Below are 19,540 nucleotides of genomic sequence, written 5' to 3'. Positions count from 1 at the left end.
GCATTCAGTTCTTTACCCACTGCAATAACAAATTATTCGCCGGCATTTCATGAATTTTCTCCAGCGTGAGTGCCGGCGCCCATGCCTGCAATTCCTGTATATCCCGGTAACCGCCATAGCCACTGGCTATCAGATGTTGATGAAACTCTCTGTTACTTTCGCTGCTGAATGCACCGTTGTCTGTAAACGGGCCATACTGGCAAAATACTGCGCCTTGCGGCAGTGATTCAGACAGGCTCTGCATCATCATTTTAATTTCGGCTTTCTGCATAATATGAGCAGTATTCGCTGAATAAACACCGTCATATTCAGAAAACGGCAACCTGTCTTTGCCCACGGTGAGGTTAAGCGGCGGTAACAGATTTTCAGACGGGTACGCAGCTATCCATTTCAGTACCCCTTCGTGATACTGCGGCTGATCACTGGTCTGCCATATCAGGTGAGGTAACAAGGGTGCAATGTGCACCGCATGCTGTCCGGTGCCACTGCCCACCTCAAGCACACGCTTACATTGACTCAGGGCCACTTCCAAAATGGCAGAAATGGGCCCTTTGTTATTTTCGCATGCCTGTGAGAAAGGCAGTTCATCAGTCATAAGTGACTCCGGCTGTCAGGCGGGTTAATCATCCAGATTCGGTGCTAACCATTTTTCAGCTTCTTCTGTGCTCCAGCCTTTGCGCTGTGCGTAATCTTCAAGCTGATCACGCTGGATTTTTGCCACAGCGAAATATCTGGATTCAGGGTGCGAGAAATACCAGCCTGATACTGCTGCTCCCGGCCACATAGCATAACTTTCAGTCAGCTTCATGGTGGTATGCGCTTCGGCATCGAGCAAATCCCAAATCAACTGCTTCTCAGTGTGCTCAGGACAGGCTGCATAACCGGGTGCAGGACGGATCCCCTGGTACTTCTCGCGGATGAGCGCATCGTTGTCGAAGTTCTCATCAGGCGCAAAGCCCCAGTAGTCTTTTCTCACCTGCTCGTGCAGATATTCAGCAAACGCTTCTGCCAAACGGTCAGCCACGGCTTTCACCATGATGGCGTTGTAGTCGTCTCCGGCTTTGTTGTAGGACTCAGCCAGCTCGTCTTCACCGATACCGCCGGTAACAGCGAACGCACCGATGTAGTCAGCAATTCCACTTTGCTTCTCAGCAACGAAGTCTGCCAGACAATAGTTGGCAAACTTGTCTTTCAATGTTTGCTGACGCAAATGACGGGAAACGCCCAGCACGGCATCGCGGTTATCATCCTGATAAATTTCAATATCATCGCCAACCCGGTTAGCAGGGAATAAACCGATTACCCCTTTTGCCTGCAGGCTGCCATCAGCAATGACTTTATCCAGCATTTTATTGGCATCGGCATACAGCTCTTTTGCCTGCTCACCCACCACTTCATCATCAAGAATGCGGGGGAATTTACCGGCCAGTGACCAGGTCAAAAAGAACGGTGTCCAGTCGATATAATCTCTTAATGTCGCCAAATCGACGGACACAGGTGTTACGCCCGGCGTTTTAGGCTTTACAGGCAGAACAGAGAAGTCCGGCTTATACGCATTAGCCCGCGCTTCTGCCAGCGTAACCGGCTTACTGCGGGGTTGTTTCCGGGCATGCTGGGCCCGTACTTTTTCGTATTCGTCTGACAGCTCTTTTTCAAAGACTTTGCGGGACTCAGGGTTAATCAGCTTCTGGCACACACCCACGGCGCGGCTGGCATTAGGTACATAAGCTACCGGATGGCTGTAGTTTTGCTCAATTTTCACCGCAGTATGGGCTTTGGATGTCGTCGCACCGCCTATAAGCAGTGGTAAATCTAACCCCAGGCGCTCCATTTCTTTGGCCACGTGTACCATTTCGTCCAGCGACGGGGTAATCAGACCGGATAACCCGATCATATCCACGTTTTCTTCTCTGGCCACCTGCAAAATCGTAGCGCAGGGCACCATGACGCCCAAATCTACTACTTCGAAATTGTTACATTGCAGTACCACGCCGACGATGTTCTTGCCGATATCGTGCACGTCGCCCTTAACGGTAGCCATCAGGATTTTACCGTTACTCGATGACTTGCCGTCCTTTTCCGCTTCGATAAACGGTTGCAGGTGAGCAACCGCTTTTTTCATCACCCGGGCAGACTTCACCACCTGGGGCAGAAACATTTTACCTTCACCGAACAGGTCGCCGACGACGTTCATGCCGTCCATTAACGGCCCTTCAATCACGTGCAGCGGACGTTCAGCCGCCAGCCGTGCTTCTTCAGTATCTTCAATGATGTAATCGGTGGTGCCTTTTACCAGCGCATGTTCGAGCCGCTTGTTCACCGGCAGCTCACGCCACGAAAGATCTTCTGCCGCCGCGGCTTTGCCATCCCCCTGATATTTGGGTGCGATGTCCAGCAAACGCTCAGTGCCGTCTTCACGACGGTTCAGGATCACATCTTCTACTGCTTCACGGAGTTCTTCAGGGATCTGATCATACACTTCCAGCTGACCGGCATTTACAATGCCCATATCCATACCCGCGCGGATAGCATGATACAAAAACACCGAGTGCATGGCTTCACGTACCGGGTTATTGCCCCGGAACGAGAATGAAATATTAGATAGTCCACCACTGATATGGGCGTAAGGACAGGTCTGACGGATTACGCGGGTGGCTTCGATAAAGTCCACCGCATAATTGTTGTGTTCTTCAATGCCCGTCGCGACAGCAAAAATATTCGGGTCGAAAATGATATCTTCCGGCGGGAATCCAACTTCTTCGGTAAGCACCTTATAGCTGCGTTGACAAATCTCAATTTTGCGCGCTTTGGTATCGGCCTGGCCGGTTTCATCAAACGCCATGACCACCGTTGCGGCACCGTAGCGCTTGATCAGTTTAGCCTGATGAACAAACTGCTCTTTTCCCTCTTTCAGGCTGATTGAGTTCACAATCGCCTTTCCCTGAACGCACTTGAGTCCGGTTTCAATGACTTCCCACTTTGAAGAGTCAATCATAATCGGAACACGGCAAATATCAGGCTCTGAAGCAATGAGGTTCAGAAACGTACGCATGGCCTCAACAGAATCTAACATGGCTTCGTCCATGTTGATGTCTATCACCTGCGCACCGTTTTCCACCTGCTGGCGGGCTACATCGAGGGCTTTCTCGTACTCAGCATTTAAAATTAAGCGTTTGAATACGGCCGATCCGGTAACGTTTGTCCGTTCACCGACATTAATAAAGGTTGAAAACTCTGCTGTCACAATAACACCTTAGTGAACAAAAGGTTCTAGCCCGGAAAGGCGCATTTTAGGTTCAAAAACCGGCACGGTACGTGGTTTCACGTCTTTTACCGCCTCAGCCATGGCACGGATATGCTCAGGCGTGCTGCCGCAACAACCACCTACCACATTCACCAGACCGGACTCTGCCCATTCTTTAATGTGTGCTGCCATTTCTTCTGCCCCCAAATCATATTCACCAAACTCATTGGGTAAACCGGCATTGGGGTGAGCCGAAACCAGGCATTCAGAAATAATACTGATTTCTTCAACGTACTGACGCAGTAAATCCGGACCCAATGCACAGTTGAGGCCCATGGAAACCGGCGATACATGACGCATGGAATAGTAAAAGGCTTCCGCAGTTTGTCCTGACAAGGTTCTGCCCGATGCATCGGTAATAGTACCTGATACCATCACCGGTGCGCGCTCACCGCGTTTCTCAAATACGGTTTCTACCGCGAATGCTGCCGCTTTGGCATTCAGGGTATCAAAGATAGTTTCTATCAAAATAATATCTGAACCGCCATCTAACAGCGCTTCTGTGGACTCGATATAGGCTTCTACCAGCTCGTCAAAGGTTACATTCCGCTTGCCGGGGTCATTTACATCCGGTGAAATCGATGCAGTGCGGTTTGTCGGGCCGAGGACCCCTGCCACATACCGGGGCTTATCCGGTGTTTTTGCAGTGAATTCATCACAGGCTTTACGGGCCAGCTTAGCAGCAGCAAGGTTAATGTCTTTCGACTGCGCTTCCATGTCGTAGTCAGCCATGGCGATGGTGGTAGCATTGAACGTATTGGTTTCAATGATATCTGCACCGGCTTCAAGATAAGCGCAATGGATATTGTAAATAATGTCCGGCTGAGTAATTGCCAGCAAATCGTTATTGCCTTTTACATCGCAATGCCAGTTAGCAAATGCCTCACCACGATAATCGGCTTCTTCCAGTTTGTGCTCCTGGATCATAGTACCCATGGCACCGTCCAGAATCAAAACGCGCTTTGCCGCTGCATCCAGAAGTTGTTGTTTTGTACCTGATGTCACTTATTACCTCTTTGGCCGGGGTTTCTCAGCCAGCTGACTCAAATCATAAGGTGTTGTCTGATAAACATAGTAGTTCAGCCAGTTATTGAACAGCAGACTACCATGGGAGCGCCAGCGAACTAAAGGCGCTTTTGCGGGGTCATCGTCCGTAAAATAGTTAGCCGGCACTGCCGGATGGGCGTCCGCCTGTAAATCACGGAAATACTCGTCATGCAGAGTTTCCGGGTCGTATTCAGGATGCCCGGTAACAAACACCATACGCTTATCTTCAGATGCGATGGTGTATGCACCCGCCTCATCAGATTCCGTAATGACCTTCAAACCTTCAACACTGTTATATTCGCCGGAGTCAATATACCCGAAACGGGAATGAGGCGCATAAAAAACCGGATCGAAACCTCTCAGCAGCTCGTTATAAGGGTCGAGCACTTTATGCTCAAAGACACCAGACAGTTTAGTTTCTCTGAGTTTTCTCTGCACACCGTAGAAATGATACATCGCCGCATGAGCAGCCCAGCACAGATAGAGTGTGGATTGCACATTACGTTGTGCCCACTCCAAAATCTCTGTCATCTGATCCCAGTATTTCACTTCCTCATAAGGCAAGTGAGCCAGCGGTGCACCTGTTACGATTAAACCGTCGTATTTCTTATCAGCAATTTCAGAAAAGTCGTGATAGAAGGCGTCCATGTGAGATTGAGGCGTGTGCTTTGGCGCTAATTTGTCTACGCGGATCAGGTTCACGTTCACCTGCAGAGGTGTGTTAGACAGCAAACGTAAGATTTGCACTTCCGTTTCAATTTTATTGGGCATGAGATTCAGGATCCCCACTTCCATGGGGCGAATATCCTGTGTCGCTGCGCGGGTGCTGTCCATAGTGAAGATATTCTCACCTGACAACACATCCTGCGCGGGAAGTTGTTCGGGAATACAAATAGGCATGGCAGCTCCAACAATTAACGGATAATAACGATATTGTGGCTGAATCCCGATAGATGTCAACATCTTTACGGCTGGACGTCTAAACGGCTTAACGTACCAACCATGCAGAAATCAGAACGATGAAATCACTGTAACTCCCGCAGTGTTTGACGTATCCAGCGTAGTCAGAGCCTCAATAGATTCCGTCAGAGAAATGGTACGCCCGAGCAATTTTTCAGGCTTCAGTTTCCCGGACATCATCATAGAAAGCATAGCATCGTACCGGAAAGCCTGCATGCCATGACTGCCAATGATTTCCAGCTCATCACCAATCACACGGCCCATGGGAATAGCCGGTGTTGCATGCTCTGCCATTAACAGGCCAACCTGAATATGTTTACCCAGTTTACGCAGTGACTGGACAGAATTGACACAAGTGACAGAGTGACCCAGCGCATCCATTGACACATGAGCACCGCCCGTCGTGATCTCTCTGATTGCTTCGGGCACGCTGGCCACTTGTGATGCATTGATCGTAACCGCCGCGCCCACCTGTTTCGCCAGGGCCAGTTTGTCATCCTGCAAGTCCACGGCAATAACGTTTGCGCCCAGTGCACTGGCTATCATTACTGCGGACAGACCAACACCACCGCAACCATGTACGGCCACCCACTGTCCTGCAGAAACTTTGCCCTGATCAACAACAGCGCGGAATGATGTAACAAACCGGCACCCGAGGCTGGCCGCGGTTACAAAGTCAAGATGCTCAGGTAATGCCACAAGATTTACATCGGCCTGATCAACCGTGGTGTATTGAGCAAAAGATCCCCAGTGAGTAAAGCCGGGCTGTGTTTGATTGCCGCATACCTGATGATTACCTGAGTGACACTCCGGGCAACTCCCGCAGGCATTGATAAACGGAACTGTGACGCGGTCACCGGTTTTGAAGCGCTTCACATCTTTTCCAACGGCTTCAACAATACCGGCAAACTCATGGCCGGGTACATGCGGAACAACCACGTCAGTATCATGACCTTGCCAGCAGTGCCAGTCGCTGCGACACACACCGGTTGCCTCAACCTTAATAACAACACCGTGGCTCGCCGGCGTCGGGTCGGCCACATTTTGAATAACCGGCATCTGTGCAAATTTCTCGAATACGACAGCTTTCATTGTTGTTCCTCCAGAATTATGATTTATCAACAGATTAAAAGATACTTAAGGGGATTATCTTGCTTTCATGCAAGGAAACACGCCAAAATAGGAAAGAAAACCCTCATTCAACCCACGAAATAAGAAGACTATGCCCGTAAAACCTCTTGATAAGACAGACAAGGCTATTTTAAACCTGTTGCAGCACGATGGCAGGTTAACAAACAGCAAAATAGCCAGCCACCTGTCGCTAAGCGAAAGTCCATGCTGGCGCCGTCTGAAGCGTCTAGAGGATGATGGTTATATCTGTGATTATCAGGCTAATCTGGACCGGAGAAAATTAGGGCTTGGCGTTGTTGCATTTGTTCAGCTTACGGTATCTGAACATGATGAAACCAGTACGATGAAGTTTGAACAGATTATACTGGCTTCAGAACATGTTCTCGCTTGCCACAATACTACCGGAGAGTCTGACTTTCTGTTACAGGTAGTCGCGAGGGACTTAGATGATTACAGCCACTTTGTTGAGAGTTACTTGCGCAAATTGCCGGGCGTGACTGCCATTCGCTCCAGTTTGTCACTACGCGAAATTAAGAGCGCTACCCGTTTACCTGTCCGGTGAGCTTTATCCCCGCTGACGGTGCATGCTGATAAGCAGCTCAGCTTCAGCCCGGGGCAGGTCGCAGGCTTGCATTACCTCTTCGACGTCAGCGCCTGCTTTAACCAGTTCAGCGGCACGGGTGTATAAGCGCATGGACGGGTCCTGACTTTTTACTTCACGTAACTGGTTTTCGAGTTGCGTGCATTGATCTGCCAGCTCCCGCATGTGTTTGCCCTGTACCATTGAACGGGTTTGCATTTCACCGTTCTGGTTTTCCAGGTCATTAATTTCCAGTTGCAGGGTATCGATGTGTTCTTTTTGATAGCGGACAGTATCGTCGAGTTGTTTAAACTGACGGTTGAAGAAAAAGTACATCCATATAACAGCAATGACGGCGAGTAACCCTGTAGCAACAGCGAGTAAAGATAGTGCCGGCACGTCCATATTGATGTGTTTTCTCCCTTTGGTAATAGCACTGTGCCGGGCAGCACAGCGAAGATACAGGCATAGATGAGCGCCCGCCGGATTAGCAGGCGCTGTATGAAGTTAAAGACTGCTCAGTTCATCCCACTCGTCATCACTGAGAAGCTTATTAAGATCTACCAGAATCAGCAATTCACCATCGCGGTTACTCACGCCCTGAATGAACTTGGCGCTCTCTTCAGTACCCACGTTAGGTGCACTATCAATTTCAGATGATTTCAGATAAACCACTTCGGCAACACTGTCTACCAGGATGCCGACAACCTGCTCATCGGATTCGATAATTACAATCCGTGTGTTGTCGGTAATATCGGTTGGCATAAGGCCAAAGCGGGCGCGGGTATCAATAACCGTCACAACATTACCACGCAGATTGATAATGCCTAACACGTAATCCGGTGCACCGGGAACAGGCGCAATTTCGGTATAGCGTAAGACTTCCTGAACCTGCATTACGTTAATACCGTAAGTTTCGTCACCTAAGCGATAGGTAACCCACTGAAGCACCTGATCGTTATCCGGCGCGTTATTCGTTGTGCTCTTGTCATTCATGAACCTGGCTCCCCGGGCTATGGCGTCTGGTCGTTACTGCCTAAGCCGCTATTTAGCATTGCGATTAACTGATATACGTCTATTAACGCACACATTTTTTCTTTTACCATGCCCGCTAACCATGGACGCTTGCCTCCTGACTCGCGCCATTTTACCTCGTCCCTGGTCAGTGTAACGGTGTTGACCAGTTTGTCGCTGGCTAAGCCCCACAAACTGTCCCCTAACATAATAAGATACTGATAGTTTAGCGTTTCTGCGAGATTTTGGTCGTATTTTTCTGGCATAACCCACATTGCAGTATCGACAACGTTTATTTTTTGATCACGATGAAGCATTACGCCCTTGAACCATTTGGGTTTTCCTATCAGTCCACCCACTTTTTCAATCCGGTGAATGCCACCTAAAGTGATGAGCGGCACAGCGAGTGTTAATCCTGCCACCTCGAAAAAGAGTGCCTGAAAACGATTTTCCAGCATGTCTTTCACAGGCGTGGTTTTAACCGGCGGAGGTACTGCCCCGCTCAGTTGTTCAACGGCTGTGTCGGTAACCTCTTCAGTTACTGGCGGCGCTATGACCGGCTCAGCCACAGGAGCAACCACAGGTTCTTTGGCGATAATGTCCGCCGTGGCCTGTTCCAGCAAACGGGCAGTGTTAGCCGTTACTTCAGCCGGATCTTCCGGGCTTTGTAACAAGCTGTCGAGATACGCCTGCATCACATCTTCGCGGGCGAAGGGCGTACTTTTACTCATAGCTGACTCACTGCTCCAGTTCATCTAACAATTTGGTGTAGGCGTAAACGCCCCGCGCTTTCGGATAGACAACAGACGCAGGCGACTGCGCCTGGCTGGCATCACGGAAGCGGGTATCCACAGGAATCATCCCGTGCCAAACCTTATCACCGTAATCTTCATTCAGTTTTTGTAGTGCCTGGATGGCCGCATTCGTCCGGCGGTCAAACATAGTCGGCACTATTAATGTATCAAATTCTTTTCTTAACGAACGGCCCATAATCTCAAGTGTATGGATCATCCGGTCAAGGCCCTTTAATGCCAGAAATTCGGTCTGCACGGGCACAATGACTTTATGGCATGCAGCCAGCGCATTAACCATCAACACGCCAAGTACCGGCGGACAATCCAGCAACACATAGTCAAATTCGTTGCGTACAGTATCCAGTGCCTTTTTGAGAATAAGCCCCATACCGTTTTGCATACCCATTTGCCTGTCCAGCGTGGCAAGTGCCATTGAGGCAGGCAAAATATACAGACTGTCTAATTTTGTCGGACACAAACAGTCAAGCACTCTATCGGCAGTAATCTGTTCATGATTAATAAAAATATCGTAAACAGAAGCATTTAACTCCTCGGCATCCATACCAAAATAATAACTCAGCGATGCATGAGGGTCGGTATCAATAAGCAGAACGCGCTTTCCCTGTTGCGCCAGAATGCCGCCCAGCGTCACGGTGGTAGTGGTCTTCCCTACCCCGCCTTTCTGGTTAGCAATCGTCCATATTTTCAACCTTCAACTCCTGCTGACTGAACTATTTCTGCATCATTTCCGTGAGTATGCACGAAGCGATATTATCAATGGCTATGCTTTTTTCTGCGATGTTCGCTTTCGCAACCGCCTGTGGCATACCGTATACCACACAGGTGTCCTGATCCTGCGCCCACACTTTGGCGCCTTTACGGTGAAGAGCTTCACAGCCTTCACGTCCATCAGATCCCATGCCCGTCAGAATAATACTCAGTACATCGCCGCCGTAAATATCCACCAGACTGTTAAGTGTAATATCCACACTGGGTTTGTAGGTATCTTTCTCATGTTCATGGGCATCACGGAGAACAATATTCGGCAGTGACATAGACTCTACTACCATTTGCTTGCCTCCGGGCGCAAGATAAGCGCAACCGGGTTTAAGAATATCCCCGTGTTCAGCTTCTTTTACCGAAATCTCGCAGTTATTGTTCAGCCGCTGGGCGAACGCATTAGTAAACGTGCCGGGCATATGCTGAACCAATAAAATCGGATATGGAAAGTTAGCCGGCAGCCCTGACAACACTTTTTGCAATGCCACAGGACCACCTGTAGAGGCCCCGATGGCCAGACATTTATACCGCTTTCCTGATGCCTTAACTTTAGAAACAGTAGGCTGGGATGCAGTTTCAGTACGTCCGGTGAGGATAGACGAGCTTTTAAAGAACGTCGCTTTAGGGGCATTGGCAGGCATTGGTGGAGCGGGCTTTGCCGCTGGCTCTCTGCGTGAAATCACAGGCCGGCGTATGCCGACACCACGCCGGGCCAGTAAACGAACTTTAGTCCGCAGTAAGCCCACGGCCTCTTTACGCTCTTTAGATATTTCCTCAAATTTCTTTGGCAGAAAATCCAGCGCACCGGCTTCCAGCGCGTCAAGCGTTGCCTGAGCACCTTCATGAGTCAGAGATGAAAACATGAGAATAGGTACAGGGCGTTTCTGCATGATCGCTTTTACAGCGGAAATACCGTCCATAACCGGCATTTCCACATCCATTGTCACCACATCGGGTGACAACTTCATCAGCATATCCAGTGCTTCTTCACCGTTTTTGGCTTCGCCAACAACCTCGAGTTCTCTGTCCTCATCCAGAATTTCGCGTACACGACGACGATAAAACGTCGAATCGTCCACAACAAGGACTTTAAAAGCCATAGTAATGATGTTCCTTTAATTGCGACTATGACCTGCGCGCATATCGCTTAAGCAGACTCGGGATATCAAGAATTAACGCGATTCCGCCATCCGATGTAATGGTTGCACCAGCCATACCCGGTGTACCTTGTAACAAGGCATCCAGTGGCTTGATCACCACTTCTTCCTGACCAATCAATGCATCCACCACGAAGCCCACCTGCTGTGTACCTATTTGCACTACAACAACATGGCCTTTTTCTTTCTCGATATTTTTCGGGCCGCGGATAAGCCATTCACCAAGGAAGAATAACGGGATAGCCTTAGAGCGGACGATCATCGTCAACTGACCATCTACCGTATTGGTTTTCTTGATGTCCATGTTGATAATTTCGTTAACAGCGCCCAATGGCAATGCAAAGGTTTGCTGACCGACAACAATCATCAGAGTTGGCAGGATTGCCAGTGTTAACGGTACTTTGATTTCTAACCGGGTGCCTTTACCCAGATGAGAATCAATGTTTACGGTACCATTCAGCTGGTTGATTTTAGTTTTAACCACGTCCATGCCCACACCACGACCGGAGATATCACTGATCTCTGTCTTGGTAGAGAAGCCCGGCGCGAATATCAGATTAAACGCTTCCACATCAGACATACGGGCGGCGGCATCAGCATCAAGCACGCCACGACTGATAGCGATTTCTTTCAGCTTTTCCGGATCCATCCCTTTACCATCATCGGTGATAGTAAGCAGGATATGATCGCCTTCCTGTGATGCTGCCAGTTTCACTGTACCCATGCGCGGTTTTCCCGCATTGGCACGATCATCCGGCATTTCAATTCCATGGTCGACGGAGTTACGCACCAGGTGAACCAGGGGATCGGCCAGCGCCTCAACCAGGTTTTTATCCAGATCCGTTTCTTCCCCTTCAAGCTCAAGGGTAATTTCTTTTTTCAGGCTACGGGCAAGGTCGCGGACAACCCTGGGGAAACGACCGAAGACTTTCTTAATGGGCTGCATGCGGGTTTTCATTACCGCGCCCTGAAGATCACCGGTCACCACATCCAGGTTAGCGATAGCCTTCGACATATCTTCGTCATTGGTATTGATACCAAGGCTTAACAAGCGGTTACGAACCAGCACCAACTCACCGACCATATTCATAATCTGGTCAAGGCGTTTGGTGTCTACCCGAACAGTAGTTTCTGCCTGCGGGGCTTTTTCTTCTTTCTTAGGTGCAGCTTTTGCAGCAGGTGCTGCGGGCTTGGAAGGGGCAGCGGGTGCGGCTGGCGCAGCCGGAGCCGCTTTTGCGGCCGGAGCAGGTGCAGCAGCTTTAGCAGGTTGAGCCGGCTTGGCAGGCTCTGCAGGTTTAGACTGTTCCGCTTTGGCAGCCTGAACGGCTTTGGTTGCCTGAGTGTCGACTTCAACACCACCGGCAATGCCGGGTCCCTGACCTTTACCGTGTAACTGGTCAAGCAAAGCTTCAAATTCGTCATCGGTGATTTCGTCACCGTCAGAACCGGCTGCAGCCTGTTCCGCTGCCGGTGCTGCGGCCGCCGGTGTAGCGGCAGGTGCGGCATCGCCACCAAACTGTCCTTTACCGTGAAGCTCGTCTAACAGAGCCTCAAATTCATCATCGGTGATATCTTCGCCATCTCCGCCAGCGGCTGCTGCCGGAGCGGGCGCAGGTGCAGCTGGCTTTGCAGGTGCATCTGCCGACGGTCTGCCGGGCGCACCGGAACCATGCAGCTGGTCCAGTAATGCTTCAAATTCATCTTCGCTGATATCTTCAATGCTGTTATCACCGGCAGGCTCTGCAACAGCGGCGGCTTCCGGTGCAACCGGTACCTCTTCAACTATCAGCTCAGGTTCTTCTGCTACCGGCACTTCTTCTGCCGGTGCTGCCGTTTCCCCGCCAAAAATATTTTCGCCGGGGGCTTCTGGCTTGCTCAACTTATGCAGAACATCAACAAGATTTGAATCAGCGGCTTCGAGTGGCTCACGGGCTTTTACCCGCTCAAACATTTCCACTACGACGTCTGTCGCTTGCAGAATGACATCCATTAATTCCGGCGTCAGTGTACGCTGGCCATTACGCATTACGTCAAAGACGTTTTCTGCGCCGTGACAAATCTCAACCAGTTCAGTCAGAGATAAGAAACCTGCGCCACCTTTTACCGTGTGATATCCACGGAAAATCGCGTTGAGGAGGTCAGCGTCTTCCGGATTATTCTCCAGGTCAACTAACTGTTCCTGTAATTGTTCCAGGATTTCTCCGGCTTCGACCAGAAAGTCCTGTAATATATCCTCATCAACATCAAACGACATTCATTCGCTCCCCTAAAAACCAAGGCTCGACAGGAGATCATCCACGTCATCCTGGCCTTGTACTACGTCATCCCGCTTCTCAGCGTTCATGATTGGCCCTTCCGCTTCAACAGCGTCCGGCTTGTTCGTGGTGCTCTGTGCTTTAACAGGTGCATCCCGTTCACCGAACACGGTCAGCATGTTCACAAGGCTGTCTTCGACTTCTTTCACCAGGTCAATCACTCTGCGAATAACCTGGCCTGTCAAATCCTGATAACCCTGTGCCATTAATACTTCGGTCAAAAGGCTGTTAAGTTTAGAAGAATCTTTCGACATGTCCTTAAACAGGGCGTCGATATCCATACATAAACTCTTGAATTCACCGAGCTCAATCTGACGGGTCATAAGCTTTTGCCATTCAGGCTCAAGGGTTGTGATCCGGTCTGATAAAGATTCAGCAATTGGCATACAGGACTCAACAGCGTCCATTGTAGTATTAGCCGCTTTTTCAGTTTCTTCAATTACGTAGGTGAGACGCGTTTGCGCATCAGGAATATCATCATTAGCCAGACCAGCAATACGCTCGTCTAACTGGAAGGTGTTGAGGGCGTCATGAAGTTGACGGGTAAGTTTGCCAACTTCAGCAAAAAGTTCGACAGACTCTTTGGCAGATACGGCCTCAAGCAGGGCGTTGGCGGATTCATCATCACCCTGCTCAAGATATGCTACCAGTTGTTTTGCTTCTTCGAGCGAAATAGGGACTTTTTTAGTAGGAGACATCCAGTAATCCTCTTCTCTGGCGGGAGCGGCTGGATCAACCTAAACGCTCAAAAATCTTGTCGAGTTTTTCCTTAAGTGTAGCGGCTGTGAAAGGCTTCACAACATATCCGTTTACACCTGCCTGTGCTGCAGCAACGATTTGCTCTTTTTTCGCTTCAGCTGTCACCATCAATACTGGCAAATGCTTGAGTTTGTCGTCAGCACGTATAGCGCGTAACAGGTCGATACCCTGCATACCTGGCATGTTCCAGTCGGTCACGACAAATTCAAAGTCGCCTTGCTGGAGCATGGGGAGGGCCGTACTTCCATCGTCAGCTTCCTGAATATTGGAAAATCCAAGATCTTTAAGCAGGTTCTTTATGATTCGTCTCATAGTAGAGAAGTCGTCTACTACAAGAATTTTCATACTCTTGTCCAAAATAGCCTCCGGTGAGGATTATCAATCGTTATTAATATTAGTATGTTTTATTCTTCTGCCTGCCATGATTGCATTCGGGCTTTTAGTTTTAACATGGCCTGGCTATGAATCTGGCTGACCCTTGACTCACTGACTTCAAGAACTTCACCGATTTCACGTAAATTCAGTTCTTCATCATAGTACAGGGACAGTACAATTGCTTCCCGTTCAGGTAATGTTGTGATGGCATGTGCCAACGCCTTTTGAAACGCCCCCTGCATTAAATCTTCGAGGGGTGAATCATTACCTTTATTCTGTTCTGTGCTGATTACATCTTCTGATACACCCAGGTCTTCAATACCGACAAGTTTACCGGCATTCACCTCGTTAAGCATTTGATGATAATCATTAATACTGACATTTAGCTTAGCAGCAATTTCTGTATCACGCGCGTCTCTGCCAGTTTCTCTTTCAACTTGTGTTATGGCTTCCGTAATAGCACGGCTATTTTTATGCACTGAACGGGGTGTCCAGTCGCCCTTACGGATTTCATCCAGCATAGCACCACGAATACGGATACCTGCGAAGGTTTCGAAACTGGCCCCTTTCGAGCCGTCGAAATTTCTGGCTGCTTCCAGCAATCCGATCATCCCTGCCTGAATCAGGTCATCCACCAGCACACTGGCAGGCAAACGCGCCATCAGGTGATGGGCAATACGTTTTACAAGGGATGCATGGCGCTCGACCAGCTGCGACTTGTCGGTCTGCTGCTGGTAAGCTGCCGCTTTACTATTCAACGTTGGCTTCCTACTGCTTGCTTCGTCACCAGTTGTTCAATGAAAAATTCCAGGTGACCACCCGGCTGAGCCGGTACCGGCCAGTTAAGCGCTTTGGTGGCTAACTGACTAATCGCGACGGCCGCAGGAGAACCGGGAAATGCATCCACAATAGCGGTTTGCTTTCTGACTGCCCGACGAATATTTTCGTCGAAAGGTACAGTTGCCACCAATTCTAGTGCCACATCCAGGAATCTGCCTGTCACTTTTGATAATTTACTGAATAATTCCTGCCCTTCACGAATGTCCCGAACCATGTTTGCCACAATTTTGAAGCGGAACACACCGTGTTCACGGTTCAATATTTTAATCAGTGCATAGGCATCGGTCAGAGAAGTCGGTTCGTCACAAACCACTACCATGATGTCCTGCGAGGCACGGGAGAAACTCAGTACCATATCGGAAATACCGGCAGCGGTATCTACAATCAGCACGTCAATCTGCGACCGTAACTCACTGAAAGCACGGATTAATCCGGCATGTTCTGTAGGCGATAACTCGGTCATTGCCTGAGTACCTGAAGTCGCCGGAGCTATTTTAATACCGTGAGGTCCGGTTACCAGAACATCATCAAGTGTGCATTCACCGGATAATACGTGAGAAAGGTTCTTCTCAACACGCAAACCCAGCATGACGTCAACGTTCGCTAATCCTAAGTCGGCATCGAGTACCATGACCCGCTTACCTTGCTTGGCCATAGCAATCGCCGTGTTTAATGTAATGTTGGTTTTACCAACACCACCTTTGCCGCCGGTAACGGCAATAACCTTTATGAGGCGTGATTGATTCATCTTTCGTAAGCTACTCGCTTGATCTTCGATCATACTGCCTGAACTGAATTAACTTCATGATTACGCTTAGTATGATTCAAACCGTACTTTTTATAAAGCTTTGCAGCGGCAGATACGAGAGATTTTGCATCAGCAACTTTAATATCTTCAGGTACCTGCTGCCCGTCGGTCACATAACTAACTGGCAATTGCTGTTCAACAGCAACACTTAAAACCTCACCCAAACTGTAGCATTCATCAACTTTCGTGAAGATACATCCGTCAAGCTTAACGGAATTATACGCTTCAATGATGCGTTGCAATGCAGGATATTGGGTATTTGCCTGCGCAACCAGGTATTTACGGACAGGTTGCATTTGTCCGTGATTAAATTGACCAAGTTGCTTAATTAAACGACTGTCGCGCTGACTGAAACCAGCCGTGTCTATTAATATTAGACGCTTATGGCGTAACTGGAAGAGAAGTTCGGCTAATTCTTCACTGCTTTGCGCCTTCCTTGTGGTACAGCCAATAATTTTGCCATACGTTGCCAGCTGTTCATAAGCGGCAATACGGTAGGTATCGATAGTGATCATAGCCACCTGATCAGCACCGTATTTTTGCGCATAGCGTGCTGCTAATTTAGCAACAGTCGTGGTTTTGCCTGTTCCTGTTGGACCAACAAGAGCAACCACACCGGTTTGGGTCAGGATATCATTACCGGAAACATTAAGGCGATTAGCCAAAAGGTTGAGAAGGTAAATCCACGCTTCCCGCTCGGTGTATTGAGAAGGGGTGTAGTGCACCAGTTGCTCAGCCAGTGAAGCGCTCAGCCCCATACCGGTTAAACACTGGGTCAGATAACTGTGTACAGGGCGCTGACGCTGCTTTTTAGCATCCATCAAGTCTGCGACCTGATATTGTAAAACGCTGCGAAGAGAGGCCAGTTCCTCTTTTATCGCATCCAGCTCACTGGCCGGGGCACCGGCAGACTGCTGACTTTCCGCCGCTTTAAAATCGGGATTCATTTGAGATACCGGTGCAGGCCTTTGTTCTTTTGCAGAAAATACATCAGCAAATGAAAACGCCTCTTCGTCATGAGATGCAGCGGGTTGTGGGTTGACCCCACGGGTATCTGCGGCAAATGCAGACGATGTTTGTGGTGCAGGAGAAACTGCAGGATTCTGACGGTCACTTCCGGCAGCCGCAGCTTTTTCTGCAGCCTGCTTTTCAAGTAACGCCCGTAAGGTATCCGGACCATCGTCACCGATAATTTCGCTGAGGCTTGGCGTCGCCTTTTGTGCAGCTGTTTTACCTGCGTCATGGCGGGTGTTGAGTTTTATTTTTGCTTCCGGCTCTTTATCGTAAGCGGCGACCAGCTCAATACCGTCTGCCACTTTGCGATTCGACATGATTACGGCGTCACTGCCCAATTCTGCTTTTACCTGGCTTAATGCTTCCCGCATATCTTTGCCAAAAAACCGTCTGATTTTCATCTCAACCTCTTCACTCACCCGGCGTCAGATTATTGACCCACAGAGCTGACAATTTTGATTTGTTTGTCATCAGGGATTTCCTGATAAGACAACACATGCAGGCCAGCTACCGAATACTTCAGGAAGCGTGACAGCACAGGTCTTAACATGCCTGACGTCAACAGTACCGCAGGCTCGCCATTCAGTTCTTGTTGTTGTGCGGCCTGTTGCAGGGATTGCTGGAGCCGGTCTGCCAGTCCCGGTTCGATGCCGGCGCCGTCCTCTCCTCCTGCCTGAAGTGACTGGTGCAACATCTGTTCCAACTCTGGTGCCAGAGTTATGACAGGCACTTCTTTCGCTCCCTGACTGATTTCCTGCACAATCAAACGCTTCAGCGCAATACGCACTGCAGATACCAGCACATCCGGATCCTGACTGCGGGGTCCGTATTCCGATAAGGTCTGAACGATAGTACGCATATCGCGGATGGGAACGCCTTCGAACAATAAGGTTTGCAGTACTTTTACAACGGTGCTCAGCTGCAAAATATCCGGTACCAGCCCTTCCACCAGCTTAGGACTGGATTTCGCCAGCATATCGAGAAGTTGTTGTACTTCTTCATGACCGAGTAACTGGTAAGCATTGTTGCTGAGTAACTGACTGAGATGTGTCGCTACCACGGTGGCCGCATCCACTACTGTGTAACCAAGGGTTTGCGCATGCTCCCGCTGATTCGGCCGTATCCACACGGCATCCAGTCCGAAAGCGGGGTCTTTAGTCGCCCGTCCTTCCAGCTTACCGAACACCTGCCCGGGGTTAATCGCCAGCTCTTCATCATGACTGATTTGCGCATCTCCGATGGTCACACCCAGCATGGAGATCGTGTAGGCATTGGGGTCGAGATCCAGATTATCGCGGATGTGCACCGGCGGAACCAGAAAGCCCAGTTCCTGAGACAGTTTCTTCCGCACACCTTTTATACGTGTAAGCAATTCGCCGCCCTGTGATTTATCCACCAGCGGAATGAGCCGGTAACCAACTTCAAGGCCGATAGTGTCAACTTGCTGTACGTCATCCCAACCCAGCTCTTTAATTTCCGGAGCAGGCTGGTCAGCACCACCTTCCATTTTGGCCGGCACAGCCGGTTTTTCTGCCGCTTTCTTCGCCTGCACACCCTGCCAGTATGCATAACCGGCAGCAATAGCAGAGAAACCCAGAAAGGCCACGTGGGGCATGCCGGGCACAATCCCCATGACAAACAGCACCGCTGCGGCAATATACAGAGCCTGCTGATTACCCAGTTGTGTCCGGATTTCCTTACCCATTTCCTGGGTTTCGTTTTCACGGGTGACGATAATTGCCGTTGCCACCGACAACAACAGGGATGGGATCTGGGCAACCAGACCGTCACCGATTGTCAGAATAGTGTAAACTTCCAGCGCATTTCCAAACGACAAGTCATGCTGAATCATGCCGATAAATAAGCCACCGACGATATTAATCATCATGATGAACAAACCGGCTACCGCGTCACCTTTAACGAATTTTGATGCACCGTCCATCGAGCCGTAGAAGTCTGCTTCTGCGGTGATTTCTTCTCGGCGCTTGCGGGCTTCATCCTGATCGATATAGCCGGCATTCAAATCGGCATCAATGGCCATTTGCTTACCGGGCATGGCATCAAGTGTAAATCTGGCGCTGACTTCAGATATACGGCCGGCACCGGCTGTCACTACTTTGAAGTTGATAATGAGCAGGATGGCGAATACCACCACACCCACCGCATAGTTACCACCAATAACCACGGCTCCGAAGGCTTCGATTACCTTCCCCGCAGCATCGCCGCCTTCATGACCATACAGCAAAACGACCCGCGTCGAGGCAACATTCAATGCCAGCCGCAACACCGTAGCAATCAGCAAAACCAGGGGAAATATACCGAAATCCACCGGTTTTTGGGTAAATACAGCCACAAGAATAATGACCAGACTGAGGGCGATGTTAAAACTGAAAAGAACATCGAGCAGAAAGGGCGGCATGGGCAAAATAACCATGCCCATGATCGCCAGCAAAACGACAGGCGCCCCCAGACCACTGGTGATATTTTGAATCTGGTTTTTGTCGAACCGCTGCAGATAGCCGGATAGCTGCATAAAATTTGCTCTCGCTAACAGAAAATTGACGCTTACTTCGTGTCTGTCAGTGTCAGTTCAACTAATGTGCCAGTTTGAAAATGTTTGCCTGCGTGCGCCCGGCGGTGTTTTTTGAACTATAGTTAAACC

The 19,540-nt window shown here is 49.5% G+C and carries 18 protein-coding genes; 1 reads left to right on the top strand and 17 read right to left on the bottom strand.

Annotation, left to right across the window (positions count from 1 at the left end; all coding sequences use genetic code 11):
* Positions 1-4: 4 nt before the first annotated feature.
* From DS731_RS06660 to DS731_RS06640, 5 genes are all read right to left on the bottom strand, one after another.
* Entirely contained in the window at positions 5-595 is a 591-nt protein-coding gene (locus DS731_RS06660; protein ID WP_119500592.1) for a DUF938 domain-containing protein, read from the bottom strand.
* 24 nt (positions 596-619) lie between these two features.
* The gene (gene metH / locus DS731_RS06655) at positions 620-3,244 is read right to left on the bottom strand and encodes a methionine synthase (RefSeq protein WP_119500591.1); all 2,625 of its coding nucleotides are present in this window, start codon (positions 3,242-3,244) and stop codon (positions 620-622) included.
* Positions 3,245-3,253: 9 nt separating this feature from the next.
* Positions 3,254-4,309, bottom strand: coding sequence for a homocysteine S-methyltransferase family protein (locus DS731_RS06650; RefSeq protein WP_119500590.1), 1,056 nt, complete (start codon positions 4,307-4,309; stop codon positions 3,254-3,256).
* Between the two features lie 3 nt (positions 4,310-4,312).
* Positions 4,313-5,251: a homoserine O-acetyltransferase MetA gene (metA, locus tag DS731_RS06645; protein ID WP_119503335.1), complete on the bottom strand. Its 939-nt coding sequence runs from the start codon at positions 5,249-5,251 to the stop codon at positions 4,313-4,315.
* 111 nt (positions 5,252-5,362) lie between these two features.
* The gene (locus DS731_RS06640; protein WP_119500589.1) at positions 5,363-6,403 is read right to left on the bottom strand and encodes a zinc-dependent alcohol dehydrogenase family protein; all 1,041 of its coding nucleotides are present in this window, start codon (positions 6,401-6,403) and stop codon (positions 5,363-5,365) included.
* 130 nt (positions 6,404-6,533) lie between these two features.
* On the opposite strand from DS731_RS06640, the gene DS731_RS06635 reads away from it, so the two are divergent.
* Complete coding sequence (locus DS731_RS06635) at positions 6,534-7,004, top strand: Lrp/AsnC family transcriptional regulator (protein WP_119500588.1); 471 nt, start codon at positions 6,534-6,536, stop codon at positions 7,002-7,004.
* Between the two features lie 3 nt (positions 7,005-7,007).
* Here DS731_RS06635 and DS731_RS06630 read toward each other — a convergent pair whose 3' ends face one another.
* The 12 genes from DS731_RS06630 to flhA all read right to left on the bottom strand — a co-directional run bounded on the left by DS731_RS06630 (position 7,008) and on the right by flhA (position 19,411).
* The gene (locus DS731_RS06630; protein ID WP_232373500.1) at positions 7,008-7,427 is read right to left on the bottom strand and encodes a DUF2802 domain-containing protein; all 420 of its coding nucleotides are present in this window, start codon (positions 7,425-7,427) and stop codon (positions 7,008-7,010) included.
* 102 nt (positions 7,428-7,529) lie between these two features.
* A complete protein-coding gene (locus tag DS731_RS06625; RefSeq protein WP_119500587.1) occupies positions 7,530-8,018 on the bottom strand; it encodes a chemotaxis protein CheW in 489 nt (162 codons plus the stop codon).
* A 17-nt stretch (positions 8,019-8,035) separates the two neighbouring features.
* A complete protein-coding gene (locus DS731_RS06620; protein WP_119503333.1) occupies positions 8,036-8,767 on the bottom strand; it encodes a chemotaxis protein CheW in 732 nt (243 codons plus the stop codon).
* 7 nt (positions 8,768-8,774) lie between these two features.
* On the bottom strand, positions 8,775-9,539 hold the full coding sequence (locus DS731_RS06615; RefSeq protein ID WP_119500586.1) for a ParA family protein: 765 nt from the start codon (positions 9,537-9,539) through the stop codon (positions 8,775-8,777).
* Positions 9,540-9,561: 22 nt separating this feature from the next.
* A complete protein-coding gene (locus DS731_RS06610; RefSeq protein ID WP_119500585.1) occupies positions 9,562-10,710 on the bottom strand; it encodes a protein-glutamate methylesterase/protein-glutamine glutaminase in 1,149 nt (382 codons plus the stop codon).
* Between the two features lie 25 nt (positions 10,711-10,735).
* The gene (locus tag DS731_RS06605) at positions 10,736-13,021 is read right to left on the bottom strand and encodes a chemotaxis protein CheA (protein WP_119500584.1); all 2,286 of its coding nucleotides are present in this window, start codon (positions 13,019-13,021) and stop codon (positions 10,736-10,738) included.
* Between the two features lie 12 nt (positions 13,022-13,033).
* The gene (locus DS731_RS06600) at positions 13,034-13,780 is read right to left on the bottom strand and encodes a protein phosphatase CheZ (RefSeq protein ID WP_119500583.1); all 747 of its coding nucleotides are present in this window, start codon (positions 13,778-13,780) and stop codon (positions 13,034-13,036) included.
* Positions 13,781-13,814: 34 nt separating this feature from the next.
* Complete coding sequence (gene cheY, locus DS731_RS06595) at positions 13,815-14,198, bottom strand: chemotaxis response regulator CheY (RefSeq protein ID WP_119500582.1); 384 nt, start codon at positions 14,196-14,198, stop codon at positions 13,815-13,817.
* Between the two features lie 47 nt (positions 14,199-14,245).
* Positions 14,246-14,974, bottom strand: coding sequence for an RNA polymerase sigma factor FliA (locus DS731_RS06590; protein ID WP_119500581.1), 729 nt, complete (start codon positions 14,972-14,974; stop codon positions 14,246-14,248).
* On the bottom strand, positions 14,971-15,837 hold the full coding sequence (locus DS731_RS06585) for a MinD/ParA family protein (RefSeq protein WP_119500580.1): 867 nt from the start codon (positions 15,835-15,837) through the stop codon (positions 14,971-14,973). Before DS731_RS06585 ends, DS731_RS06590 begins: the two co-directional genes overlap by 4 nt.
* Positions 15,834-17,279 (bottom strand): flagellar biosynthesis protein FlhF, encoded by a 1,446-nt coding sequence (gene flhF / locus DS731_RS06580; RefSeq protein ID WP_119500579.1) that lies wholly within the window; start codon positions 17,277-17,279, stop codon positions 15,834-15,836. Before flhF ends, DS731_RS06585 begins: the two co-directional genes overlap by 4 nt.
* 29 nt (positions 17,280-17,308) lie before the next feature.
* Positions 17,309-19,411 carry a flagellar biosynthesis protein FlhA gene (gene flhA / locus DS731_RS06575; protein ID WP_119500578.1) on the bottom strand — a complete coding sequence of 701 codons (2,103 nt, stop codon included), beginning with the start codon at positions 19,409-19,411 and terminating at the stop codon, positions 17,309-17,311.
* Positions 19,412-19,540: the final 129 nt, after the last annotated feature.

The organism is Alteromonas sp. RKMC-009, assembly GCF_003584565.2.
Lineage (GTDB): Bacteria > Pseudomonadota > Gammaproteobacteria > Enterobacterales > Alteromonadaceae > Alteromonas.
The sequence above is the reverse complement of the archived record's forward strand: the minus strand, read 5'-3'. Positions and strand labels throughout refer to the sequence as shown.